This is a genomic window from Parablautia muri (genome assembly GCF_009917485.1).
In the GTDB taxonomy this organism is placed as follows: Bacteria; Bacillota; Clostridia; order Lachnospirales; family Lachnospiraceae; genus Suilimivivens; species Suilimivivens muri.
In genome coordinates this window covers 1-24692 of record NZ_QZDT01000041.1, presented here as the reverse complement: position 1 = coordinate 24692, position 24692 = coordinate 1, and the positions used below count along the sequence as shown (strand labels likewise).

General features: G+C 43.1%; 20 protein-coding genes and 1 pseudogene. 2 read left to right on the top strand and 19 right to left on the bottom strand.

Going from position 1 to position 24692, the window contains the following annotated elements; translation table 11 throughout:
* Window positions 1-4: 4 nt before the first annotated feature.
* Window positions 5-805 (bottom strand): amidohydrolase family protein, encoded by an 801-nt coding sequence (locus D5281_RS18355; protein WP_160561540.1) that lies wholly within the window; start codon window positions 803-805, stop codon window positions 5-7.
* Between the two features lie 125 nt (window positions 806-930).
* On the opposite strand from D5281_RS18355, the gene D5281_RS18350 reads away from it, so the two are divergent.
* Window positions 931-1263: a winged helix-turn-helix transcriptional regulator gene (locus D5281_RS18350; RefSeq protein WP_160561539.1), complete on the top strand. Its 333-nt coding sequence runs from the start codon at window positions 931-933 to the stop codon at window positions 1261-1263.
* Window positions 1264-1322: 59 nt separating this feature from the next.
* On the opposite strand, the gene D5281_RS18345 is transcribed toward D5281_RS18350, so the two are convergent.
* Complete coding sequence (locus tag D5281_RS18345; RefSeq protein ID WP_160561538.1) at window positions 1323-2114, bottom strand: SDR family NAD(P)-dependent oxidoreductase; 792 nt, start codon at window positions 2112-2114, stop codon at window positions 1323-1325.
* A 73-nt stretch (window positions 2115-2187) separates the two neighbouring features.
* Between D5281_RS18345 and D5281_RS18340 the strand changes: the two genes are divergently transcribed.
* Window positions 2188-2574, top strand: a complete 387-nt coding sequence (locus tag D5281_RS18340) for a MerR family transcriptional regulator (RefSeq protein ID WP_330585139.1) — start codon at window positions 2188-2190, stop codon at window positions 2572-2574.
* A gap of 359 nt (window positions 2575-2933) precedes the next feature.
* Here D5281_RS18340 and D5281_RS18335 read toward each other — a convergent pair whose 3' ends face one another.
* The 17 genes and pseudogenes from D5281_RS18335 to D5281_RS18255 form a co-directional block, all read right to left on the bottom strand.
* Entirely contained in the window at window positions 2934-3479 is a 546-nt protein-coding gene (locus D5281_RS18335) for a VanZ family protein (protein ID WP_160561537.1), read from the bottom strand.
* Window positions 3480-4195: 716 nt separating this feature from the next.
* Window positions 4196-5758, bottom strand: a complete 1563-nt coding sequence (locus D5281_RS18330; RefSeq protein WP_160561536.1) for an LA2681 family HEPN domain-containing protein — start codon at window positions 5756-5758, stop codon at window positions 4196-4198.
* A 57-nt stretch (window positions 5759-5815) separates the two neighbouring features.
* Window positions 5816-6913: a hypothetical protein gene (locus D5281_RS18325; protein ID WP_160561535.1), complete on the bottom strand. Its 1098-nt coding sequence runs from the start codon at window positions 6911-6913 to the stop codon at window positions 5816-5818.
* A 611-nt stretch (window positions 6914-7524) separates the two neighbouring features.
* Window positions 7525-9429, bottom strand: a complete 1905-nt coding sequence (locus D5281_RS18320; RefSeq protein ID WP_160561534.1) for a P-loop NTPase fold protein — start codon at window positions 9427-9429, stop codon at window positions 7525-7527.
* Between the two features lie 817 nt (window positions 9430-10246).
* Window positions 10247-11462, bottom strand: a pseudogene (locus tag D5281_RS18315) (IS110 family RNA-guided transposase).
* A 463-nt stretch (window positions 11463-11925) separates the two neighbouring features.
* Window positions 11926-12861, bottom strand: coding sequence for a metallophosphoesterase (locus D5281_RS18305; RefSeq protein WP_330585138.1), 936 nt, complete (start codon window positions 12859-12861; stop codon window positions 11926-11928).
* Window positions 12858-12992 carry a hypothetical protein gene (locus D5281_RS25900; RefSeq protein WP_277935448.1) on the bottom strand — a complete coding sequence of 45 codons (135 nt, stop codon included), beginning with the start codon at window positions 12990-12992 and terminating at the stop codon, window positions 12858-12860. Before D5281_RS25900 ends, D5281_RS18305 begins: the two co-directional genes overlap by 4 nt.
* 5 nt (window positions 12993-12997) lie before the next feature.
* The gene (locus D5281_RS18300) at window positions 12998-15019 is read right to left on the bottom strand and encodes an FtsX-like permease family protein (RefSeq protein ID WP_160561533.1); all 2022 of its coding nucleotides are present in this window, start codon (window positions 15017-15019) and stop codon (window positions 12998-13000) included.
* The gene (locus D5281_RS18295) at window positions 15006-15776 is read right to left on the bottom strand and encodes an ABC transporter ATP-binding protein (RefSeq protein WP_160561532.1); all 771 of its coding nucleotides are present in this window, start codon (window positions 15774-15776) and stop codon (window positions 15006-15008) included. Before D5281_RS18295 ends, D5281_RS18300 begins: the two co-directional genes overlap by 14 nt.
* Window positions 15777-15942: 166 nt before the next feature.
* Window positions 15943-16959 carry a sensor histidine kinase gene (locus tag D5281_RS18290; RefSeq protein ID WP_160561531.1) on the bottom strand — a complete coding sequence of 339 codons (1017 nt, stop codon included), beginning with the start codon at window positions 16957-16959 and terminating at the stop codon, window positions 15943-15945.
* Window positions 16956-17618 carry a response regulator transcription factor gene (locus D5281_RS18285; protein WP_160561530.1) on the bottom strand — a complete coding sequence of 221 codons (663 nt, stop codon included), beginning with the start codon at window positions 17616-17618 and terminating at the stop codon, window positions 16956-16958. The genes D5281_RS18290 and D5281_RS18285 overlap by 4 nt, the downstream gene beginning before the upstream one ends.
* A gap of 200 nt (window positions 17619-17818) precedes the next feature.
* Window positions 17819-20410 (bottom strand): ABC transporter permease, encoded by a 2592-nt coding sequence (locus D5281_RS18280; RefSeq protein WP_160561529.1) that lies wholly within the window; start codon window positions 20408-20410, stop codon window positions 17819-17821.
* The gene (locus D5281_RS18275; protein WP_160561528.1) at window positions 20407-21090 is read right to left on the bottom strand and encodes an ABC transporter ATP-binding protein; all 684 of its coding nucleotides are present in this window, start codon (window positions 21088-21090) and stop codon (window positions 20407-20409) included. Before D5281_RS18275 ends, D5281_RS18280 begins: the two co-directional genes overlap by 4 nt.
* A gap of 79 nt (window positions 21091-21169) precedes the next feature.
* Entirely contained in the window at window positions 21170-22378 is a 1209-nt protein-coding gene (locus tag D5281_RS18270) for a sensor histidine kinase (RefSeq protein ID WP_160561527.1), read from the bottom strand.
* On the bottom strand, window positions 22368-23054 hold the full coding sequence (locus D5281_RS18265; RefSeq protein WP_160561526.1) for a response regulator transcription factor: 687 nt from the start codon (window positions 23052-23054) through the stop codon (window positions 22368-22370). Before D5281_RS18265 ends, D5281_RS18270 begins: the two co-directional genes overlap by 11 nt.
* 482 nt (window positions 23055-23536) lie before the next feature.
* A complete protein-coding gene (locus D5281_RS18260) occupies window positions 23537-24115 on the bottom strand; it encodes a hypothetical protein (protein WP_160561525.1) in 579 nt (192 codons plus the stop codon).
* Window positions 24116-24320: 205 nt separating this feature from the next.
* A complete protein-coding gene (locus D5281_RS18255; RefSeq protein WP_160561524.1) occupies window positions 24321-24479 on the bottom strand; it encodes a hypothetical protein in 159 nt (52 codons plus the stop codon).
* Window positions 24480-24692: the final 213 nt, after the last annotated feature.

The following is a 24692-nucleotide window of genomic DNA, read 5'->3' as shown; positions in this document are numbered from 1 at the left end:
ATCCTTAGTGTAATTCCAGTAACCGGGATATGTTCTCCCCTAATGCCATCTCCGCTGCCCTCTTGTCCGGGCTGACAAATTCAATAAGCTGCCTGTATAGATACGGTTCCCCATAAGGGGCATCTGAACTGTACAGGCATCTCTCCGGCAGCTCGGTCAATGCCATTTTAGTGGCAATGGAAGCAAATGCCGCTGAGAGGTCTAAGTAGATATTCTCATGTTCTTTCGTAAATTTTATGACCTCCATCCAGTTAGAGCCGCCCAAATGCCCGAAAATAACGGGAATACCGGGATATTTTTCGCATAAGGACATCAGAAGTTTTATCCCCTCCATCGTAACCGGGTGGAAAGTATGTACCCAAACCGGATAACTCCTTGTATCCATCAATGCCTGAAATACAGTATCCAACTGCCTGATCTGCTGCTCGTTTCCGGGTGTAAACTCTCCGATTCCATACAGAGAATTGGAAGTGATCTGTGTGTCAATCCATTTTTCCGTTTCTTCCAGTTCCATTCCCAAAGGCACAGCGCCAAAGCCTAAAAAGCGGTCAGGATATGCCCTTACTGCCTCTGCCACTTCTGCAATATTCTTTTTCAGGCGGCTGATGTTATCCTCTTTAGTGTTGGAACCCGCTAAAATCTTATTCAGGGCTGCCATTTCCGCTTCCAGCTCGCTTAATGTGCCCGCTTTCTCTGGGTGCGGTGCCGTGCAGAATAATACCGTCTTATCCACTCCCGCCGCATCCATTTTATCCAACTGCGTTTTTATGGGAAACATGATATGTTCGTGGCTGTCTATCACCATTTTCAGAACCTCCTTGACAATTTTGGTATATTGACGTTACCATTAAGGAAAGCTAAAATCAAGTACGCACTTTTTTGAAATAAGGTTTCTTTTTTGAAACCGTGCGTGGAAAGGGGTAATACATAATGGCAAAGGTGCAGGCAGTGGATGAACAATGCCCGGTTGAACTTGGGCTGAATATCTTAAGCGGGAAATGGAAATTGAAAATATTGTGGCATCTCTCCAAAGGCACAATCCGTTTCAATGAGCTGCAGCGGTTCCTGGGCAGCATCACCACCAAGACACTGACGGAACAGCTCAGGGAACTGGAGGAACAGGGAATCATCCTTAGAACTGTTTTCCCGGAAGTCCCTCCGAGGGTTGAATATTCATTAAGCGAAATAGGCAATACCCTGAAACCAGTCTTAGGCGGGCTGTGTGAATGGGGAAAGACATATCAGGAATATCAGAAGCAATAAAAGTATTCTCTGAAAATGCCATCTACACAGAAGCCAAAATCAAAACACCACGGTATCTCTCACATACGCTGCTGATTATGTGATGAGTTTCCCGCATATGGGAACAATGGCTCGGCCAGCCGGAAACTGAAACTTTCCCTGTCTACCATTCCCACCACATTTTCGCTGTCATACAGTTCAAGCAGGAACCCGGCCATCTGTCTGCCTGTATGATATGTTCCGAAAGATTTATCATAGTCATATTCGCTGACATTATTTGCCACCATTCCGAACTCCGTCTTTGTCGCCGCAGGCGCCAGCACTTTTGCTTTCATTTTTGCACCAGCCTCTTTCAGTTCCCACGCCAGCCCCTCCGTGAAAGTGCTGACATAAAACTTCGCCGCACAGTATGTCACAGCCGCAGGCACAATGGTATAGCCTCCGCATGATGATACATTGATAAGCTGTGTCCCATCTACCTCCTTATAGTCACGGACAAACAGAGAGGATAATATTGTCAGCGCCTCAATATTCAGATGCAGCATTACCCCGATTTTTCCCAAGTCCTGATCTGCCACGCTGTCATAATTTCCAAAACCCGCATTATTCACCCACGTCTCTATCCCATAATCTTTCAGCCCCTCATAAAACTGGTACGCATTTTCCGGGACGGATAAATCCGTACTTCGGATAACAACGTCCACGTCCGAGTGTTCCTCCAATATCTCCTTTTTCAGCATCTCCAAGTTATCCCTGCGCCTTGCTGTTATGACCAGATTTTTTCCCCGCTCCGCAAATGCCTTTGCCGCTTCATACCCAATGCCTGAACTTGCCCCGGTGATGACCGTATATTTTCCTGTTTCCTGAACCATTTGAAAATCCTCCTTCGATTTGGTATAATCCAACCATACAATGTAGAGTAAACTCTATGTCAAGAGGATTGAGGTGATTTTTTTGGAATACTCCATCGGAGATTTTTCAAAACTGACGGGGCTGGGCATCCATACCCTACGCTATTATGAACACGAAGGGCTGATTGCCCCGGAACGCAATTCCAGCAACCGCCGCTGTTATTCTGATAAAGACTTCACATGGATTGAATTTATCAAACGCCTGAAAGACACGGGGATGCCTATCAAGGAAATCAGGCACTATGCCAAACTCCGGGCAGCAGGTAATCCCACCCTTTCTGAAAGGATGGAAATGCTGGTACAACACCGGCAGGCACTTGATGAGCAGATAGCACAGTTACAGGCTCATAAGATTAAATTGGATGAGAAAATTGAGTTTTACAGAAATGAGATTGAGCGTGTGAATAATACGAACTTATGAATACGCCGACACAGAATAGTAAATTGCAGGAAAAGAGTACCACTCCTTTCCTGCTTTGTCTTTCATTCCATTTCCTTAAACGAGCCAGCCGTTCCTCCCACAAGACTCCACTGGCACTGCATATAAGTATTTTAAATTTTCCGTGCTTTATCGAAATCCCCCACAAGTCATTAACGGATTATCAAATCACTCCATGATTGCGCCATCCCGGCAGATCTCCCTTCGCTCATAGAGTATAAGAGCATAGCATTCAGTTTCACTAAAGCATCCCCAGAAAATTAAGACCAACGATATTACACTGTTTCCAATACCACAGCCCTCTTTATTCCCTTTCTATTTGCTTCTACAAAAGGCATTTTCTAATATCTGCTGTTATACAGAAATAAAATTACAAAACTCACTATTCCAGTAATTGGAGCAAAGATTGCTATAATACGGCGTACCTTTAAATCATCTTTACACATCAGTAACATCAATCTGTATATAAGAACGCCAACCAATCCACCTATGCTGTTTAAGATAATATCATCAATATCTCCAATTCCAAACCTAAAAATAACTTGAATTATCTCCACCAATATACTCACAAGCATAATTAGCAAGGTGTTTTTCCATACCCCTTTATTTTTAGTAAATGAAGTAATGTAAACGCCTAAAGGTACAAAAATAACAATATTCCCAACCAAATTGCTTATAGCAAAGGCGTGTAAAACATTAGCACTGTCTCTGTTTGATACTAAGTCATTGCCCGATAAAAAACTAATAATCCCACGCAGTGGAATTAAATTTATAGACCGCTCTAAATGTCGCGTTCTAAATAATATCAAAATAAGAAGTGCGACATAAAAAACAAACACTCCGTACAATAAGCAGTTGATAAATATACGCTTTTTCTCTTTTCTCATATTTTAGCACTTTTTCCTTTCTTCAAAGTCTTGATCTGTTGAATTCAATCATATCACAATTCTATTGAACTACTATTTGATTTAATTCTACGGTTGCCTTTACCGTCTTTGCTTAATTACTTCGGCAGAATACTATTCCTGCTAAAGCAATTACATCCACAAAATTATATCACAAAAATTTCCTATTTTTCATCCGATGGCACGAAACGACTATTTTCCGGGAATGAAAAGCATAAAACAACCAAAAAAAGAGCCTTTACAGCTCCTTATCATTTTCCCATTATCTTTTTATCAATTCTCCATACACTATTTGGCGAAACCCCTATACTTTTCGGCAAAACCCTATACAATTTGGCGAAACTGTCGCTTTTTGCCAAATTGTATAGGGTTTTGCCAGATTGTATGGGGTTTTGCCAAATTGTTTCACTTTTGCCAAATCGTATGAGGTTTTGCCAAAAGGTTTCACTTTCGCCAAATTGTATCCGACTTTCGCCAAATCGTTTATACTTTTTAGCAAAAAAACCCTAGAACACAAATTCACCCACTCCCGAATGTAAAATTGCCCCTAAAAACACAAGAAAATAATGTAACTTTCAGACCTATGTACTGCCAAGAATGCCGTATTTACGGGCTTTGTGGGCTTTCCGCAATTTTATCCACCGAAAACTAAGACACCATTGGGTGCCAAAGTTATCGCTCCCATTCAATACAATTAATTATACTTTCCATTCATCATCAAACTCCATCAAAAACACTGGATAACTTTTTTCTTCTGTTTCACCATCTCTACGCTTCATTTCTTCAATGTGAACTGCCATCGTAAGGTCAATCAACCATTCCCTTACAATTTCTAATAATTCCAAAGTATACTGCAAAAGTTTATCCTCTGTTATATGATAAAATGAATCAATTCCTATTTCCGTTTCTCCTTGTTTACCATCATATAAAATTCCATTATGTACTTTTACAAATTTATGTTCTAATGCGTTCCGTAAAACTTGTATATTTTTAGCATAGGGATTATCGGCATCACCAAATCTCTTATTAAACTCATTATGTATCCAAAACATTGATTTTAACGCAATATTTTCATCTGGCATAAGTTTATTTTTATATTCATAATGTTTCTTTCCCACCCCATAGCCAGATAACCATATTGTCCGATAATTAATATCTCTTTCGTGTATTCCAATATCCCAATAATCATTTACAAAAAAAGCTGCTTTATCAAAAATGGAATATAACTGCCGAAATGCAGTTTTTAAACCCTCAATCCGAATTGAATATTGTGGATAATCATATAAATTTATTAAATGCGTCTCTTTGTCAGCAAAATGCGGTTCCTCACGTTCACAAAAAGCTTCATAACATAAGTACCTTGCATATACATATTCCTGTTTTAGTTGATTGAACATCGCAAAATACATTGGCGGCTCTATTTGTTCTATTGGTGTTATCATATCCGGCAAATGCAATGAATCTGTTGCAAAACACGATAATTCTTGCGGAAGATCATTTAATGGATTTAAAAACAAGTGATGCCGTAAGCACCATCTACGATATGTTTCTTCTGTCTTTTCCCCTAAAGAATATTCTGCTATCTCTAACTTTTTTTCCAAAAATGTTTCTATAATTTCATGTGTATAAGTATTCATACACCATTTAAAGTATCTCTTGGCAGATTCATGAACATCTGGCTTGCTTAAAGAATCTTTTAAATAATTATAAGCAAAATGATGCAAATACGCCACATGACCAGAATCGTGTACAAGTGCTGAATAATGCTGTAAAGCACGTCCTATATTTCCTTCTGCCATCCCAAATTTAGAATTCATTTCCAAAACTTTACGGTAAAACTTCATAGCCGCTGCTTTTCTCCCACATGCCTCCAGTGCATTAGCATAATTTGTATACAACTGCAATTTTAAACCCAAAACATATGGTTCATATTCTTCCTTTATTAATTCCGAATCTTCTAAAAGTTCAAAACAACGCCGAAAACAAAATAATTCGCGTTCTAATGAAAGATCTTTTTCCTCTGTAGATAGTTCTGTATTATCACTTTTAACTGAATATCCATATGTTCTTAAATTTCCATAAGAAGTTCCCACACAATAGTATAAAGGTGCATATTTAACATCTGAATGATTCTTTAAAAAATTTTCAGTTTCAATCAAAAGTTTTTTAATGGCTTGTATATCACGGTTATCACTTGCGGCATCAAATCTCTGAGCATAATCTTCACACAATTTTGGAAAAGGATTAACAAAATTCTCCATTCTCTATTCCTTTCTATATCTTTCTATTAAACTTTCAATACTTAATAGAAACTGAATTTAATCTTCGGGAAAGTTTAAAATAATCTGTTCCAAAAGCTCTATTGCTCTATTAAAATACTCATCATCAATAACAGCATATTCTCCCTTTTGTACCCCAAATTCACTACCATTTCCTTTTGTAAAATACTTTTCATCCACAATCCCCTTTTTATGAACATGTAAATTCCTTCTCTGAATAATTTCAAGAGCTTCTGAAAATCTATCTACATGACTTATGAAAAATACATCTTTTTTATACTTATATAAAATTTCCATTAAATCGGCAACATATTTCCCAGCAATAATCGTTTCTATAACTTGGGAAGAGAATTCCTCAAATTTCGCAAACTTTGCTATATCCGATAATGCAAATTTCTTTTCATAATTTATTAAAGGAATTATACTAAAAAAATTTTTTGTAAAAATTTCTCTCGCCAAATCAAAAAATACTGCATCAAATGCCGTTAATAACAAAATAAAAGATTGCCGATATATATTAATCGGAGCATAGTCATCAAATATTTTATATAGAGTTTGCAATTCTTTATATTCATATAATTCTGATTCAAAATCTTCTATTTCATCATTATATAATTTACATTTCATGTAATTCAAAATATTTTTATAATCTTCAACAGATAACATATCATAACATTTCTCGCCCGTTGTCTCATCCACCATATCAACTTCTTCTTTCAATTTATCTGGCGAAAGTTCATCAATTAATTTTGAATATGGCAAATTATCCGGATTCTTTATACAGTCATATACCAATGATTCTATATAAGAACATAAACTATCCTGCAAATCATTATCTACTATAATCTTGCTTATTTCTGGTAACTGTAACTTTTCCTTTTTTTCTAGAATCTCACCCAGTTCTACAATTCTTACTTCAATAATACCATTTATCTGCCTTAAAATTTCCCTATTATTTCTCTTTTCATCATAATCTTCCGAAAAAAAGACATACTCTTCTAATATTCTAAATTTTTCATAACCCTGCATCCTAATTACTTCACAACTTCTATTGTAAAAATTATTTTCAATATATTCTACATATCCCTTAATAACTTTGATTTCATTACTGAATCTATCTTTTATTTCACTACTCATATATTCACCCTCACAAATTCAATCCTTTTGCCTATATTTTTATCTTACCATAATTCGCTATGTAACAAAAGATAGTTAATCGATATTTAATACGTTTCTACAGCATTTTTCTACAAACAAGCGAAACTCCATACAAACACGGAAACTCTTATACTATCACGCAAAACTCGGATACTATCACGGAAACTCCCGACTTTTGCCTGATAGTACGATTTTTTCCCCAATCGCCATCCTATCAGCGGCATCCAAAAACACGAAAAAGCGGGGCCCACCACCCACCGTGATGAACCCCACCAAGCCTTAAAACCCTTGATTTTAAGCCATTCTTCAATACTTTTGCCTGTTAGTACCCAAATTCCTATGGCATCATTTGGAAATAGCCGCCTGTGCCGCTGTGAGATTTTGATGACTTTTACCCCGGGGTAAAAATAAATACCCCCTTTACCCCACCTGTGCGGAATTTGCCTCACCCTATTTTGCGATTCGACAAATCGGCAAATTGCGGTTTTGCCGTGCCATGCTATTTTACCCGATGCTGCTCGGCTTCCTCTCCATTTGTCATCGTTCTATCAAGTCTTTCTCTTAAGCAATGTGTGATTGTACAAATGGCATTATGTTTCTGCCGATTTTTCAATAAGTTCTTCTACAATCTTTATAAATTTATCAGTATGTCCTGTGGCAATCGTCTTATTCTGCCGCTGTAATGATTCCTTTTCTGTTTTTAACAACTCTAAAAGCTTTTTTAATCCTCGTACTGTATCTATAATTTTTATATCAGGCCACTTCGCATAATTCTGCCACATATTTATAAAATCAATGCTAAATCTATTTTTTTCTGCATTATTACAAAGTGAAAAAGCTTTCGCTGTGGCTATGGCCATTTCAACATCAAATACATTCATCATTTTTCGTTCGCACTCAAAAAATACCGTAGCAGGTCTCTCTTGAATAGCATCCAAATACAATTTGCGATTAGAACTGTAAACTAATACCTTTTTATCTCTAAATTCCTCAATTAGCGCATAGCATTTCCATTCATCTGATGTAAACTTTCCTTTATTCTCTGAGTCAATATATGTTCTTCCATATGTAGCTTCTACATCCCCTTCCATCATCATCCATTCTATATGCCTTTGAATCCCACATTGAACCTTCTCCCAATCAATATTTTTAAACAGCTCAACCCCATATTCTCTGGCCCAATACGAATTATATATAAAATTAATGTACTCATCCAATGATAATTGTCCTGTATAAGCCATATCCAATATTGTCGGAAAACCTTGTAGTATAATATCTTCATCAATATCCAAAAGGCAATATGTACGAAGTATATCTTTAGGAGCAGCAGCCTCCTTTTGTGATTTAATTTCAGCAATCTCTATATTAAGCAGATTTTCATCCCAATCCCCCTTCAAAATCCAATCCTTTGCAGTTTTAAACATATATTTACCATTAAAAATCGGATATAACTTTCGTACAGTTTCATCTGTCAATAGATTACCGTATTTATCTGCCTTAGCTTTTCCAGCTTTATAAGCAAACATATAAGCCATAAAAGAACATAGCCATTTATCTATATCAGAAAAATCTTCTTTAACTAAAATATTGTAAATCCGATAAAAATCTTGTAATGCGCATTTTAAGCTTCGAATATTGTGCGGACGAGTAATATTTTCTTCAGATTCTAAAAACAAGCTTTCTATTCCATCATCTGGCTCTGTAGAGGATAACTCAAAAAGACGCAGTATCTCATTCCTATAACTTTTCAAGAAATTACAGTATCCCTCAGACAATTGATTTTGAGCATCCACAATCGTATAAACAATTGCTTCGTAGTCTGGTTTATATTTAATGGTTCTCTCTATTATCTTTTCCTTGATTTCTTCATATGAAATATTTCCAGCAACACCATTCTGACAGAAACAATTCAAAACCACATTAATTGGCTGATTTGTATCTGATTCTTGCACCATTGCCTTTCCTTCATCGATTGATTTTTCTTCTGAATCTTGTATCTTGTCCTCATTAGCTACCACAATTGTATGAAATTTTCTATTCTCACAGTAATCATTTATACATCCCAACACATCTATTGTATCTAATTTGCTTCGCTCTAAATCGTCAAAAACAAGAACAACTCTTTTCCCATTCATATAATTTTCCACGTCCATAAGAGTCGCTGGGTTAAAAGATACTACATTTTTAACATTTTCAGGCCATGGCAGTCTAGCCAATTTATCCTTAAACTTACCTAATGTTTCACTTTTTTCATTCCAACCCTTATCTTCCAAATAAGCATTCATCCATGCATTGCTAACACTTTCTTCTATAGCCTCAGTTACGGAAAGACCAAACAGTGAAATTCTTAATATAACATGTGTCTGCTCTAATTGTTTTTTTAGATCATGCTCCAACAAATATGTCTTTCCACATCCCCACTCTCCTGTAAGCATTAATGCACCTACAGGCTCTGGTTCATTACAATAATATACCAACTCTTCTAATGTTGTCATTTCTTACCTCTCTTAATTACTTGCGTATAATTTGACCTAGACTTCTATTTGACAAATTGCACTTTTTCCGCTAAAATTTCTTGCCTTTATGCGGAATCCGGTATAGAATAATTTCAGCGGAACGTTCCACCGAATTTGACAATTCCGCATAAATCTGCTAAGATATATTTACATAAAGGTACTGCCGATAGACGGCTAGTCCGAATTTAAGTCAACAAAAATAGTCGCCTTAGTTTTGCGGACGTGGGGCGGCTATTTTTGTAGTTTATTATTATCCTTGCTTCCGATGGCGTATCCGAGACCGAAGCAGGTCAGGCATAAGCCAAGCACTGAAATCAATCCTTCAATCGTCAACATCCACTCAGCCCTCCTTTCCCAGATTCCTGCAAGCAGGTTTCTATGTAATCGGAGGGTCACAGTCCCTCCGCAGAAGAACTAGCCGCCTACCGTTATGGCAGTACCCGTATGAATATTTTATCAGAAAATGTCGGACGCTACAAGATGGGTTCTTTCTGATGTTTGGGTAACTCCGTTATTCTCATTTTGATTTACTAAGCCAATTTGGTGGCTTGTAGCAAAATCTGAGAATATGCGAATACCCAAAGTTCAGAAAGAACCACAAGATGGTTTTCCGGCTTTTTTCTTTTTCCACTTGCTATCCCGCCAAAACAGAGGTAGGATACGACACCACGGAAGTCTGCAAATAAAAAGTCAAGCAGAAATTAGAGAACTTTGAAAATTTTAAACAGGTTGAAAAATGAGTATTACAAAAAGGCCACCGCAAAGCGCCGGCCTGATAAAAAAAGAAGACATTTGTTTATGATTCTTCGGTTTCTGAAAGCGTGGAAAGATATTCTTTAACCCGCCCGTAATAAATGCGGAGGAACTTGTTTGCACCTGCAGTCATGTAGACATAGTAAGGCTTACCTTGCGTTCGCTTTTTATCCATGAAAGCATAAACGGCATCGTCAACAGGGAACGCCTGATAAGCCCATCCATGATCTGGAAGATAGTCTTGCGCAGGCTTGGCGACCCCTTCTTGGTTGTAGGACGCTTTTCTGGATGCGCTGCCCGGAATCGTTCTTTCCAGGGTCAACACCAGCGAAGGCAGTCAAAGCTCCGCGGTGTGTGAAACGTGTAACATCCCCTATCTCAGCCATGAGTTGTGGACCAAGGGTCGATCCGACACCGTTCATTGCCATGACAACAGGGTATTCAGGCAGTGTTGCAGCAGTTTCGTCCATTTTCAGACGGAGAGATTCCACTATTTCAGAAGCAGTATTCAGCATTGCCACAGCCTGCCGTATCAGCAGCTTCGTGCTGTCGTCCTTCGGGAATACGGCGTTCAGGTCAGATGAGAGCTGATAGTTCTTCTCTGCTTTATCAGCACTGAAGTTATAGCCTTTGCGTTTACACCAATTCTGATAGTGTTGTGTAAAAGCATCCGGTGACTTGGAGCGTACACAGTCCACATGCCAGTAGGTATAGACGAAATCTACCCATTTCTGGCTGCCATCGCTGCGTGCAGGACTGTCAAAGAAGCCGTTCGCACCCGGATAAGTCTGGTCGAGCAGGGCAATGAGGTTGTTCTTCATGGCAGTCTTCTGAGACATATAAAAGCCGAACTGCCGATTCATGTTCTTTAGCTGGTTACGTGTTTTATCCATGTTTCCATATTGCTTCAGTTTTGCCCATCGGTCAAGGGTATAACGCGCAATCTTTTTGGAATCAGCCTTATCAGTTTTTGGCGCGCGCAGGGAATCATCCCCGAAGTCTTTGATCAGAACCGGGTTTACAGCACTGACAAAAATACCGGCATCGGAAAGCCATGTGGCAACCGGTTCATAGTACCTTCCAGTGTGCTCCATGCAGACTTTTGTTTCCCCGTCAAGGCTTCTGATAATCTCAATTAGTTCATTGATTGAAGACTGTGTATGCGGAATGTCGCGGGGAGGCATCAAGACAATATCACCTGGTCTTCGGATTGTGACGGTACTCTTACCTTTGGAAACATCAATACCAACAGCGTTCATAACAGATACTCCTTTACCATGTAGTAGCAATGGTCAATACCAGATTTACTCATTGCCTGTTCAATCTACTGGGTATCACATGAACGTCTTTGGATTCAACCTGCGTAAAACGAATGCTGCGAATGAGGGCTGGTTGGCTGACTTCCGTACGGACGTAAAGTTCCAGGAGGGATCTGCCAGACCATCTGCATCACTCATTCTAACAGCTTAAGCAACAAGATGGATAATTCCTTACTGGCTGTAAGGGGTATTAACCATAAATACATTGTAGCAGGAGGGATTGGATTGGAAAAAGATTCTGCATTATACCAGCTCATGGACATCCGCATGAACGGCATCATGAATGGCATCGTAAGCAGTGACGGGGAATATCAGGCGATTCTCCGAAGGTCGGACATATACTCCGGCGAACTGGACAGGATGGATTTATCAAAAGAAATACGGCTGCTGATTGACCGATACGTCAGTGAGCAGACCATGCTGGGCTCCCGTTTTGGGATGCTCGCCTACCTGTTGGAATTTTCCGACTGCAAGGCCATGTTCTTGGGCGGGCGGTTATTGAAACGGAATGGTATGATGCTGTTTCCAATGCCACGGCTGACCACCATGCTTGTGCCGCCGTCTGTATACAGTCCAACATCAGATTTGGGAAACAGCCCTTGATTGGGGGCAACCAGCCCGCCGATAAACGGCAGCTGGAACTGGCCTCATGTACATGGCCGCTAAAAACCAAATCAATACCGCCATCCACATAGGTTTCAAACAGCTCCGGCCTATGTGAGAACAAAATAGTGTATCCGCTTTCATCGCCAATCAGATTCTTCAATTTCGTACTGACCATAGCGGGGACTTCACCAAACATATCCCCCTTGACCGTAAAATCGGGATCTGCCAATCCAAGCAGTGTTATGGTTTCCCCATTCCGCTCTAAAGAAATGGCTTCATCCTCCAGCACGATAACCCCCGCATCTTTAAGCCCAGCTTGCAAAGCATCATATTGCGGGCTTGCTGCTTCATGTTTTCCCGTCACATAATAGGTCGGGACAATCCTGTCGGATTCCTGCGCAAAGCCTAACGCTATCCCTACATCCGTGTGATTGGCATCTATGAGTTCGCCAGTTATCACGATGATATCCGGCTTACTTTCGGATAGCAGTTTTAACAGTTCTGCATTGTTTTTTCCAAATTCAACATTATGCAGGTCTGATATCTGCGCTATCCGAAAGCCGGAAAATGCGGCAGGGATATGGCTGCTTGAAATTGAAATTGTACTAACCATCAATGCCGTATTGACACATACCGTCCAGGCCACAAGAATATTGACACATAGCAGCATGGACAGGATGATATTTCTTTTTATTGGTACTATTTTCTTTCTACTAATTCCGGCATTTTTCATTTTTTATGTTTTTTCTTGATGATATGGACTACCACAGCAATAACAATAACTGCGAAAATGACACCAAACAGCGGCAGCCATGTATCAACGATACTTTGAAATACAGCATCCCATTTAATATTTTCCGGCATATTCTTTATTCCTCCATTCGTTTATTCTGATGTTCTACTACCATCCGTTTGCAGGACAGATAAGTGGCAAGAAAGTAGCTCCCATATACCACAAGAAACAGTACAACTGTGAAACCTAAGTTTGTTGAAATATGGATGTTCATAAATTCCTCTACGATTTCCATTGCTTTTCCCATCAGGACGGCAGAAAAAATACCCGCCACTGCAAGCGGAGCCGCAAAGAAGATTGCTGTCTGAGACAGCAGGGCGCGGTTAATCTGTTCCTTCTTTGCCCCCAGCTTTTGGAGCAGACCGTAACGGTAAATGTTATCAGTTGTTTCCGTAAGCTGTTTCAAAGCCAGCAACGCGGCGCAGATCAGCAAAAATATCAGGCCGATATAGCAACAGAGGAATGAAATCAACGCATTTAATCCATAGAACATATCATACATCATGTTCTTTTCCGCATAACGGTAACCGTGGGTATCATCCAGCCCAATCGGGATCATTTTCTGCAAAACCGCATCCGAATCAGCATCTGGCCGGTATTGCACCAAAAGTACATTTACATCTTTCGTAAGACTGTGAACAACCGCATCCGGGACAATCAGCGACCCCCGGTCATTGTTCCCCACAGAGGTCATAAAGTAGGTTTCCTCTAAAACCGTATCCGATGCCCTTTGCAAAGGAATTCCTGCCAGCACTAAATCCGCATGGCTTTCCAATGCTTTTTCCACATACTGAAAAGTTCCCTTGTAATTACAGTTCAGCAGATATTGATTTTCTGTCAATACCACAGGTTCTTTTCCCTGCATTGCCAGGGCACGGTTAAAATCCGAAACAGCAAGTACAGAAACACCGCTATCTGAAATTCCTTCGTCAATGGGCCACAGTTCCACATTCTGACCTTCAAACAAACTGCCATAAGTAAAATCTGCTTCATAAATGCTGATCTGCTCCATATTCTCCGCATAGCCGGATAAGTCGGCATCTTTGGATGCGAGATATTCCAAAATGCTGCTGTCGCCGTCCATGCTGACATTTGACAGCACATTCAAGTCATAGGGTGTGGCAGACCCGGACAGTTCATTCATGGCAAGTGCGGTGCTTACGCCAACCGATACAGCGCAGACCGTCACTGTGAGCAATCCGCAGACAATCGTCATGATAAAATAATTCGTGCGGATTTTACTGCCAATCTGACGGGCGAGGAATGTGTTCAGCCCCCTCAAATAAACGTTACTATTTGCCCGTAGTATCTGGACAAACACAGTGGACAGGGAATAAAAGAAGATGAATGTCCCTGCCACAAGCAGGATGCCCGCCACCTGAAAAGACCGGTTCTCCCGTGAGGGTAAAATACCGTTTCTGTAGAACATCACCCCGGAAGACAGGATGCAAGCTAGGGAAACCAAAAACAGCAGCACGGGCAAAAGGCAGCTCCGATTTTGTGATGTTTCATTTTTCCTGCCGGCTGTCAAAAGGTCAATCAATTGTACGCTGGAGACAGACCATACATTAAAGGTCATGACAAGCAGGAAAATAACCGCAAAACACAGGGCAGTCTTCTGAAAAGCTCCCATTGAAAAAACAAGCTGGAACTTTGACAGTTCAATAGCAAACAGTTTTAAAGCGACTAATGATATTCCCTGCGATAACGCAACGCCAAGGCATAGGCCTGTCACAAGCGCAATCACCCCAACGCAAAACGTTTCCCCTGCAAATATCCGGGAAATGCGGCCCTTTTTCATGCCAAGAACCATATAGAGGCCCAGTTCTTTTTTCCTCCGCTTCAGTAAAAATTGGTTCGCATAAATGATCAGGAACGCAAGGACAATGGCAATCAGCACTGTCAGTGTAGAAAGCAGGATGCCAAGCTGGTCATACAAAAGCGTCTTTGTCATACCCATTTCTGAAAAAGCCGGCTGGTCTGAAATGGAATTAAATGCGTAAAAGACACTTACCGAGATCATAAGGGTCAAAAAGTAAATCAGGTAATCCCGGATATTCTTCCTCACATTTTTTATAATCAGTTTACAAGAGGTCATTCTGCTCACCTCCCAAAACGGAAACCACCTCCAGAATCTTTGCAAAAAAGTCTTTCCGGCTGTCAGCGCCACGATTCAGCTCGTTAAATATTTTCCCATCCTTGATAAAAAGGATGCGGTGGCAGTAGCTTGCAGAAAATGCGTCATGCGTTACCATGAGGATCGTAGCATCAAGGCGTTCATTCAGTTCTGTCAGCATGGTCAGCAGCATCCGGGAGGAATTGGAATCCAACGCGCCGGTCGGTTCATCGGCCATGACCATTGCAGGGTCTGTCACCATTGCCCTTGCCGCCGCCACACGCTGCTGCTGTCCTCCCGACATCTGGTAGGGGTACTTGTCCAGTACTCCGCAAATTCCAAGAGCCTCTGAAATCTGCAGCACTTTCCTTTGAATCTCTGCCGGCTTTACCCCTGAGATAGATAACGAGAGGGAGATATTTTCATAAGCGTTCAGCGTGTCCAGAAGGTTAAAGTCCTGAAAAATGAATCCCAGCTTCTTTCCACGAAAATCTGCAAGCTGTGAACCGTGCAGGGCGGTGATGTCTTTCCCGTCTACAAAAATATGCCCGCTTGTCACCGTATCGATTGTCGAGATACAGTTGAGAAGCGTTGTCTTTCCGGAACCGGAAGCCCCCATAATGCCCAAAAACTCGCTTTTGCAGACCTGAAAGGAAATATGGTCTACGGCTTTTGTCAGGCTGCCCTTGTTGCCATAATACTTTTGGATATCATCTACTTGTAAGATTGCATCGTTCATCGTATGTTTGTCTCCTTTCCAAAAGGGTAATCCCTATTGCAACCCTAATCTACCATACCGCCTTGAAACCTGCCATTATTTTAGATTACATTTTCATTACCAAAATGTAAGGAAACAACAGATGCCAGGCTTCGCCAGACATCTTTATGTTAAGCAAAAAGGCGGGTCATAATCCCGCCTCCTGCAAGTAGCTTTCCTGTGGGAAAAACAAAATGACTGTCGTCCCCTGTCCCAGATCACTTTGAATGGTAATTTCCATGTTCATTTTATTGCAGAGCTTTTTACAAAGGTACAGACCGATTCCCGTAGATTTGGAATACTTTCGGCCGTTATCCCCGGTAAAGCCTTTATCAAAAACACGGGGTAGGTCTGAAGATGAAATGCCAATCCCATTGTCCGAAATGAGTAGCCGGACAGCATTCTGTTCTGTGTATGCCGAAAATGAGACTTGTAAATTCTCAGCATGGTATTTAATCGAATTTGATATGATCTGGCCAATGACAAAAGCGCAGCTTTTCGTATCTGCACAGACAGGAACGTCCAGCCCGTTAAAAACAGGTCTGCCTCCCGCCTGTATCAGCGGCTTTGAGTAAGTCTTCAGGGCAGAATTTACAAGTGCCTGCAAAGTCGTTCTTTCCACCTTGAAGTCCTTTTCCACTGCCGCAGAGCGGGCATAATATAATACCTGTTCCACAAAACCGTCTATCCTGCGCAGTTCATCGTCAATCCGCAGGGTGGCCGGGTTTTTATTGTTCTCCACGATCAGGCGGGCTGCAGCGATCGGCGTCTTGATCTCATGTACCCATGAATCAAGGTATTCACGGTACTCCTGGCTGTCCTGCTTGGCATCTGCCACCCGGTCATTTTGGTACTTGTTACAGCGCCGCAGTATCTCATCCAATATCTGCCCATCTAAAAAACCAGGCTGTACAAGGATTTCCCCAATCAAAGTTTTTTCCTCTAGCCGCTCCAAGATTTCCCATAACTGATTATAAAACTTGCGCCTACGTAAGTAATCATACAGAAAAGCGCATAAAAACGCCATAAACAAAATGCCCTCCACAAAGAAGATAAAAACGATTGGTATTTCAATCAGCCAGAGTAACCCAAAAACAAGCAGCCCTGACACTATCAGACAAATAAAAGAAAAAATATGGTCTGCCGCATAATCTTTCACTTTCATACAAGGTACCCCAATCCACGCTTTGTCTCCAGATAATCGGGAAGCCCGATTTCCGCCAGCGCTTTCCGTAAGCGGACGATATTTACATTAAGGGTATTTTCATCAATGAATTCTTCGCTCTGCCAAAGATCGTCAATAATGGCATCCCTTGGAATGATGTTCCCTTTGTTTACCATCAGCAGCCGCAAAATCCCCATTTCGTTTTTGGTAAGTTTCTTATTCTGGCCGTTATAACTGATTTCTGCCTTTAGTAAATTCAAGGTCAGCCCCTTATGGGTAAGCACCACACTGTCCTGTGCTTCACTGGCTCTTGAAAGAAGTTTTTGTATTCGTGCCAGCAACACTTGTGCATTATATGGCTTGGATACAAAATCATCCGCACCGATGTTCAGGCTCATCAGTTCGTCAAAGTCGGTGTTCCTACTGGTAAGCACAATAATCGGAACGCTTGAGCTTTGCCGGATTTCCCGGCATACCTGAAAGCCGTCCTGATAGGGCAGATTGATGTCCAGCAGAATCAGGTCTGCCCCGGAAGCAAGCGCAAGCTGTGCTATGCCATGAAAATCGTCACTGCTCTCACATTGAAAGCCATATTTTTCAAGAAACTGTGTTAACTCTTGCCGAATAGGAACTTCATCCTCGATGATAAATAATTTCATTTTTTCTTTTTCCTTCCCTGCTTTGTTCTGCCATCAATGCACTTCTCTGTCTCTTTACAATTCCAACCTTATTACCCCATCTCCCTGAACGTGCCAGCCATTCCTCCCACAAGGCTCCACTGGCGCTGCATATAGGATTTCAGATTTTCCGTGCTTTGCCGATATGCCTCCCGGACTGTTTTCTATCACTGCAATGATTCCTATACTGTATCGTCCTTGATTGCTTCTACAATGACATCATCCCTGATTTTCTTAGAAGCCAGCATATAAATCCCATTGATCACAAGAAGCACCATGACAATGTACATCAACAGCACCCACACCGGGAAAGCGCACAGGAACTCCACTATAGACACTCCCATCATATAGCACTGTGCCGCACATATAATGATAAGCATCGGAAGCCCGATCAGCATCGGCCGGACTGACAGCAGAAACCCTTCCATCCCAAGTAGCCGCCGGATTCCCTTTTCATCCACACCTACCGAGCGGAGCATGGCAAATTCCTTCCTCCTCTGGCCTAAGCTGTTCAGGATTGCCGAAAGCACCGAGGAAATGCCCACAATCCCGAACAGCGCCGCAAGGCTGCACACGACAAACATTGTCGCCCCTGTCATCCTCCCTCGGTTCCTCATGCGCTCCGTCTTGCTTGAAGTCATAAAATCACTGCTGCCCAGATAAGCGCTGCATATCCTTTCCGCCTCGCCCTGGATTTCTTCATCCATTCCATCCGGCGCAACATAATTTACATAGTTCCTGTAATTATAAACCTCCATCTCATCACTGAAATTCCCGATAATTGCATAATATTCCTCCATTGGCACGATAACAGGAAGCGTATAAAACGAAGGAGCAAGCCCGATCTCCGGCATTGACGGAATCACTGCCGCAACATCCACCGTAAATTCATAGTCACCCTGAGTATCATCCGAATACTTCTCTGTCAGCTCCACCCTCTGTCCCTGCCGGAGATTCAGGTAAGGGACCGTTTCCTGCATTGCCTCATAATCCCTTGCACCGGGGTTCTTTGCCACACTGTTTACAATGATGGCGGAAGATTCCGGCAAAGCCTCCATGCCCGCTTCCCGCAGAACGTTTTCATAGGCATCCTGCTCCATCCCCACCAGCACACACGGTATACGGTAACGCCCGTCACGCTCCACGATGTAGCCGTCTGCGCCATCAAAACCTCCTGCCTGCAGGAATTCTGCCGACTGGTCACTCCCGGAAAGCCAGACAGCGCAGTTTGCCCTTGCATAAACAGATATTCCCTGTACCCCCTGCATGGCTTTCAGTTCTGCAAGGAGCGCACCATCTATCCGCTCCCCTGTCCTCAACGTGATATTTACATCAAAATGATTCCTGTTTTCCGCCTGCGCATTGCTGATATCGGAAACCGTGAACGCTGCCAGGAACCCAAAGGCAAGGAGCATACACAGGGAAAGCGTCACCATGCAGGTATGGTACAGTTTTCTGCCCGCATTTACCGAGTTCACCGCTATCTCCCCAAGGAATCCGAAGTGCTTTGCCAATACGGGATGGCTCTTTGCTTTCTTTACGGAAATGCTGTACTGCTCCCCGCGCACTGCCTCTATGGGCAGAATCTTTGACATCTGTTTCGCCGGCCCGTGTGCGGCAAGCAGGACCATAACAAAGGAAAACACTGCCGCCATGAGCGCCGCTGCCGGGGAAAAGGAAACCTCCATCCTGCTCCCGAACACTTCACTGGTCATACCGGAATAGGCTGACAGAACACCGAAGGAAAACAGGTATCCCAGAACCATTGAAAGCAGGATGGGAATAACCGAAAGGATACACGCCTCATAAATGACCGTCCTTCCTATCTGTTTCGGCCCCGCCCCCACAGATTTCAGTATGCCAAGCTGATGGATCTTCTGTTTCGCCGAAATCCCGAAAGCGCCCCTTATGATATAGGCAAATACCGCCATCGATGCGCCTGCCGCAAGCAGGAGTCCCAAGAACAGCTTCGGCACATCACTCTGGAAAAAACTCCCCGGCGCATATACCCCGTGCCATGCAAGCAGCGTGGAATGGTAGCGGCACGGGTAGTTCCCGTATTCATCCTTCGGAAGCCCTATCGCCTGTGCAATCTGCGGGACTGCTGTATATACTTTCCCCCTCCGCTCCATCTGGAGGTAGACTACCACCTCACTGTCCGGCGAAAGCTCATCCGGCTCCATAAAGCCATAGGCAAGGTATCCTTCATAGCCGGAGGAAACGGACACATCCAGTTCCCCCACAATGGTCAGGCTGGCCGCGTCCTTCTGCTGGCTTCCTTCCATGTGCGTCCGCACATTGCTGTCTATTTCCACGGCAAGCGTGTCGCCAATGCCATATGTCTGATTCTGCGAAAAGAAATCCTTGCTGACCACGACCTCGCCGGGAGCCTGTGGGATGCGCCCTCTCAGAATCATATTCTTTTCATACATGGCGTCCCAATAATTGCTGTCGCAGTTCTGTATCAAAAAATACGGAAGCGCGGTTCCTTCCGGCAGGAACGCAGTCTGGTTGTCCCCTTTCACAAACATGGTTTTTACGCCTGCATTGTCCCTCACCATGCCAAGCCTGTCTGCCGGGACATCCATAAGCTCCGCATCCCAATCCCCGGAGGTATAAATCTCCTGCTGTACCATCTGGTTCCAGAAACTCTGCGCAAAAACAAGCAATGTACATAAAAACGTGGAAGCGATCAGAACCGCAACAATAATGGAAATGGATGTGCGGCGGTTTTTACGCACCTGGTCTAAGCTGTATTCCCGTATGATGTTCATGGCCGCACCGCCTTATCCGAGATGATCTTCCCATCCTCTATCTTGATGATACGGTCTGCTTCCAGCGCCACATTCTCATCATGGGTGACCAGCAGGATGGTCTGTTTATACTGGCGGTTGGACAGTTTCAACAGGGAGATAATCTCCTCCGTATTCTTCCGGTCAAGGTTCCCTGTCGGCTCGTCCGCCAGCAGGATCGCGGGCTGGTAGATCAATGCCCGCCCGATCGCCGCCCTCTGCTGCTGTCCCCCGGAAAGCTGCCCCGGCAGGTGTTCCAGCCTGTCACCCAGCCCTAATGTCCTTACAATGTCATCAAACCGTTCCTTACCCGGCTCCTTGTTATCCAGGAGCATGGGCAGACAGATGTTCTTCTTCACACTGAGCGTGGGGATAAGGTTGTAAAACTGGTAGATAAGCCCCACCTTGCGCCTGCGGTACTGCGCCAGCCGTTCTTCTCCAAGAGTTGCTATGTCCACATCTTCCACAAATATCTTCCCACTTGTGGGACGGTCAACACCGCCTAAAAGATGGAGCAGCGTTGACTTGCCGGAGCCTGATGCCCCGATAATGGCAACGAACTGCCCCCTTTCCACCTGCAGGTCTACATGGTCCAAAGCCGTCACCATTGTCTGCCCCGTCCCATACTTCCTGGTCAGCCCCTCGGTCCTTAAAATATCCATAAACAGCACCTCTCTTGTTTTTAAGTATGTAACAAACCCTGCCCCACAGGGCTTGGAACTTCCTTACATACTACCACCCTTATGTGCTAATTCGGTGACAATGGTAAAATTTTATATAGAATCCTGCGCCCCCTGTCTGTGTATTTTCTGCCGTGACCGTCCCGTTTTCTTTCTCAATAATGGATTTTGCCAGGGAAAGCCCGATTCCTGCACTATCTTTGGAAGATCCTGCGCCCCGGTAAAACCGCTCAAACAAGTGGGGAAGGTCTGCTTCATCAAATCCCCTGCCGCTGTCCTGAATAACGATTTCCGTATAGATAGGATTGTCCCGGCAGGCAATACGGATATTCCCCTGCTCCGGCGTATGCTCCACGCAGTTTTTGATGATATTGCCGAACGCCTCGCTGCACCATCCGAAATCCCCGGAAAGCGAAATTCCGTCAGCGCCCTGTATCCCAAAGCATATCCCCTTTTCTTCCATCTGCCGAACAAAGGGCTGGACTGCATCCACCAGCATTTCCTCCAGGTCAAACTCTTTTTCTTCCAGCTTCAGCACGCCCGCATCCAGTCTTGACAGGGTGAGCATGGAGCCGACCAGGTGCTGGAGGCGGCCGACCTGTCCTTCCATCCGTATGATGTCCTGTTCTGTTTCTTCATCCCACGCTTTCTTTTTCAGCAGCGAAAGGGTAAGCCCTATGGATGCCGCCGGGGTCTTTAACTGGTGGGACAGGTCAGCCATGTTGTCCGCAAGGTTCTTCTTTGCCTTCTGTGCCTGCTCCCGTTCCTCCCGGAGAAGCACCACCGCTTTATAGATGCTGTCCCCCAGCGCGGAACCGGTATCATCTTTCATCAGGGTGTCGTACTGCCCTTCCATGATCCTGTCCAGATAGCCGGAAAGCGCCACTGTCCGTTTCTCTGCCTCCTTCATCCTGTGCCTCCAGTAAAGCCCAAAAGAAAACAGCATGACCAGTATGATACAGAAAGGGATGGCATATGCCGCTGCCCCATACCATGCCGGAACAAAAGAATATACATCCCTCCCATAACCGTACTGCCTTAAGATTTCTTCCCCCACATCCCTCAGGCCATCGCCAGACTTGTATAGGTGCATGACACCATCGAGCTGTTCCGGAGCGGCAATCCCCACAGCCCCGGCCATATCCGCAATACCGTTTCTGATAAATGTTTCTGACAGGTGTAGGATAACACCGCCTGCCAGAACGAACAGGCAGATGGAAAGCACAATCCCGCATATTAAAATCCTGTTCCCCTTCTTTTTATCCCTCATAGTCCACCGCCTTATACCCAAATCCACGGACTGTCAGGAGGATTTTTGGCATCTGCGGATGATCCTCCACCTTCTGCCGCAAGCGCTTTACCAGCGTGGTAAGCGTATTGTCATTGACATAATTGCCATCCACATCCCACAGCTTTTCCAAAATCTGCTCACGGGTAATGGTCTGGTTCTTATGCTCCAGAAGCAGAAGAAGGAGCTGGTATTCATTCGGTGTCAACTCTACCGGGCAGTCTTTTTTATAGACTTTGGATGTCTTTTTGTTGATGCAGACATCCCCGCAGTAAAGGCTTCCGTCCTCCGGCCTGCGGTTCCTCACCCTGCGCAGCAGAGCCCGTATCCTTGACACAAGGACATCCATGCGGAAAGGCTTCACCACATAGTCATCCGCCCCAATGGACAGCCCCCGCACCATGTCCTGCGCCCCATCCCGCACCGTCAGCAAAATGACGGGAATAGCTGTATTTTCACTTAAGCTGCGGCAGAAAGCAAACCCGTCACCATCCGGCAGGTTTATATCCAGCAGACATAAATCAATCCCGCTGTCCAAATATTTCCGGGCCTGCGCGAGACTTAATGCAGCATATGGCGTGAAGCCCTCCGCCTGCAGGTTGCGGCAGAGGGTATCAGACAGTTCCATGTTATCTTCAACCACCAGAATCTTATCCATACAAATTCCCCTTTCTTTGGGAGTATGGTTTTTATTATGCCACTGTCCGCCTTTATCTTCAACTTCTGTTTCAGGAATATTTTTTAATCCTTATCTGTTTCATGGAAAAATATGATAGAAAATATCAGATATGATTCCTGTAATTTAATATGAATATCTGTATTATCACGGAAACTCATATACAAACACGAAAACTCCATGCAGTTTCCGTGTTTGTATCATATCCCCCGTTTTTCAACAGCATTTTCCGTCAAGTCAATACGCCTTTCAGCTAAAACCGACACTATCCTACTCCTTTTTACCTTTCCGTTTTATACTATCACGGAAACCCCGGACTTTTGCGTGAAAGTATACTTTTGCCTGCGAGTACCCAAATTCCTATGGCATCAATTGGAAATAGCCGCCTGTGCCGCTGTTAGATTCTGATGACTTTTTACCCCGGAGTAAAAATATTTACCCCTTTTACCCCACCTATGAGGAATTTACCCCACCCAAATTGCGGTTCGACAAATTGCGATATCCGCCTGAAACAATTTATAATCTACTGGCTTTACTTTTCGGAATTCTACATGGGCATAAAGTGTATTAAAAACAGAAGTCAGAATTTTGGTAAGTTCAATCTGCCCATTGTCGTAATAAATTATAAAGCGGTTAAACTGCTCCCAAAAGTTTTGATGACCCTTAAGTATTCCTGCAATCGCTTTTGATATTCTCGCTGTTAACGTAATTACATCTGGACATTCATCTTTCCTTATTTTGGCGCAAATATAATGGAAATCCAATTTAAGGGTAAAATTAAATAACGCATTAAAAAGCCTTTTGCGTTCTTCCATAAGATCATTGGTATAGACGGATTCCCTGCGGATCAGCGGCCCCGTATGGATGGCATGTTGTTTGTATCCAATGTTTATCAAATGTCTCTCCAAATCATCAATATTCTTGCTAATATCAATATCCTGATTATGCAGAACCATTGCAATCAGATAAAATGGCGCACGAAAATCATATGGCCCAAAATCATCCGATTCATCTATAAAAACACTTAAAATCTTATCAGCCATAGATTATTTCCTTCATTCCTCTTAGACTTCCCTAAAAAAATAGCGGGGAAATTCCCCGCCGTTCGGTGGACCAGGGTCTTTCGACCAGCCCAATCAGTGATATCACTGATTTATTTATATGTTAATATTAACGGAACTATACCTCACTGCCAATGTTGTTCAGAAAATTTTATAAATAACTTTGCGTACTATTTTTCATAATATATCAGAAAATGTCAGGCGCTACAAGATAGTTTCCGGCTTTTTTCTTTTTCCCCTTGCTATCCTCCCAAATTATAGTGCCATTATATGACATGGCTGACCTCTGCCCCGCAATGTCCACGATATTCTTGCCAAATACGAATGCCGCGATGTTGGATTTCATCGTTAGTAATATGTCTCCACATTGATTGACTAGGATTTCGGGGCTGAAATGCCTTATGACCCTATCACCTTGCTGTCTACGCTTAGTACCATAGAGTTGCCACCAGATACCCAAGACTCGCTATCGGTGAGTTGGCTTGACTCCTGGATTCTCGGAGTTAACATGACGAGGTTGGTACCTTCACTCCGAGAGCCTCATATATTTTTGCCTGCT

Excerpts from the sequence above, each read along its gene's own strand:
- D5281_RS18255 (WP_160561524.1), bottom strand. The coding sequence starts at position 24,479 with ATGAAATCCAACATCGCGGCATTCGTATTTGGCAAGAATATCGTGGAC.
- D5281_RS18280 (WP_160561529.1), bottom strand. The coding sequence starts at position 20,410 with ATGAACATCATACGGGAATACAGCTTAGACCAGGTGCGTAAAAACCGC.
- D5281_RS18320 (WP_160561534.1), bottom strand. The coding sequence starts at position 9,429 with ATGACAACATTAGAAGAGTTGGTATATTATTGTAATGAACCAGAGCCT.
- D5281_RS18295 (WP_160561532.1), bottom strand. The coding sequence starts at position 15,776 with ATGAACGATGCAATCTTACAAGTAGATGATATCCAAAAGTATTATGGC.
- D5281_RS25900 (WP_277935448.1), bottom strand. The coding sequence starts at position 12,992 with ATGCCGGAAAATATTAAATGGGATGCTGTATTTCAAAGTATCGTTGAT.
- D5281_RS18325 (WP_160561535.1), bottom strand. The coding sequence starts at position 6,913 with ATGAGTAGTGAAATAAAAGATAGATTCAGTAATGAAATCAAAGTTATT.
- D5281_RS18300 (WP_160561533.1), bottom strand. The coding sequence starts at position 15,019 with ATGACCTCTTGTAAACTGATTATAAAAAATGTGAGGAAGAATATCCGG.
- D5281_RS18270 (WP_160561527.1), bottom strand. The coding sequence starts at position 22,378 with ATGAGGGATAAAAAGAAGGGGAACAGGATTTTAATATGCGGGATTGTG.
- D5281_RS18335 (WP_160561537.1), bottom strand. The coding sequence starts at position 3,479 with ATGAGAAAAGAGAAAAAGCGTATATTTATCAACTGCTTATTGTACGGA.
- D5281_RS18290 (WP_160561531.1), bottom strand. The coding sequence starts at position 16,959 with ATGAAAGTGAAAGATTATGCGGCAGACCATATTTTTTCTTTTATTTGT.
- D5281_RS18275 (WP_160561528.1), bottom strand. The coding sequence starts at position 21,090 with ATGGATATTTTAAGGACCGAGGGGCTGACCAGGAAGTATGGGACGGGG.
- D5281_RS18265 (WP_160561526.1), bottom strand. The coding sequence starts at position 23,054 with ATGGATAAGATTCTGGTGGTTGAAGATAACATGGAACTGTCTGATACC.
- D5281_RS18350 (WP_160561539.1), top strand. The coding sequence starts at position 931 with ATGGCAAAGGTGCAGGCAGTGGATGAACAATGCCCGGTTGAACTTGGG.
- D5281_RS18305 (WP_330585138.1), bottom strand. The coding sequence starts at position 12,861 with ATGAAAAATGCCGGAATTAGTAGAAAGAAAATAGTACCAATAAAAAGA.
- D5281_RS18355 (WP_160561540.1), bottom strand. The coding sequence starts at position 805 with ATGGTGATAGACAGCCACGAACATATCATGTTTCCCATAAAAACGCAG.
- D5281_RS18345 (WP_160561538.1), bottom strand. The coding sequence starts at position 2,114 with ATGGTTCAGGAAACAGGAAAATATACGGTCATCACCGGGGCAAGTTCA.
- D5281_RS18285 (WP_160561530.1), bottom strand. The coding sequence starts at position 17,618 with ATGAAATTATTTATCATCGAGGATGAAGTTCCTATTCGGCAAGAGTTA.
- D5281_RS18260 (WP_160561525.1), bottom strand. The coding sequence starts at position 24,115 with ATGGCTGATAAGATTTTAAGTGTTTTTATAGATGAATCGGATGATTTT.
- D5281_RS18330 (WP_160561536.1), bottom strand. The coding sequence starts at position 5,758 with ATGGAGAATTTTGTTAATCCTTTTCCAAAATTGTGTGAAGATTATGCT.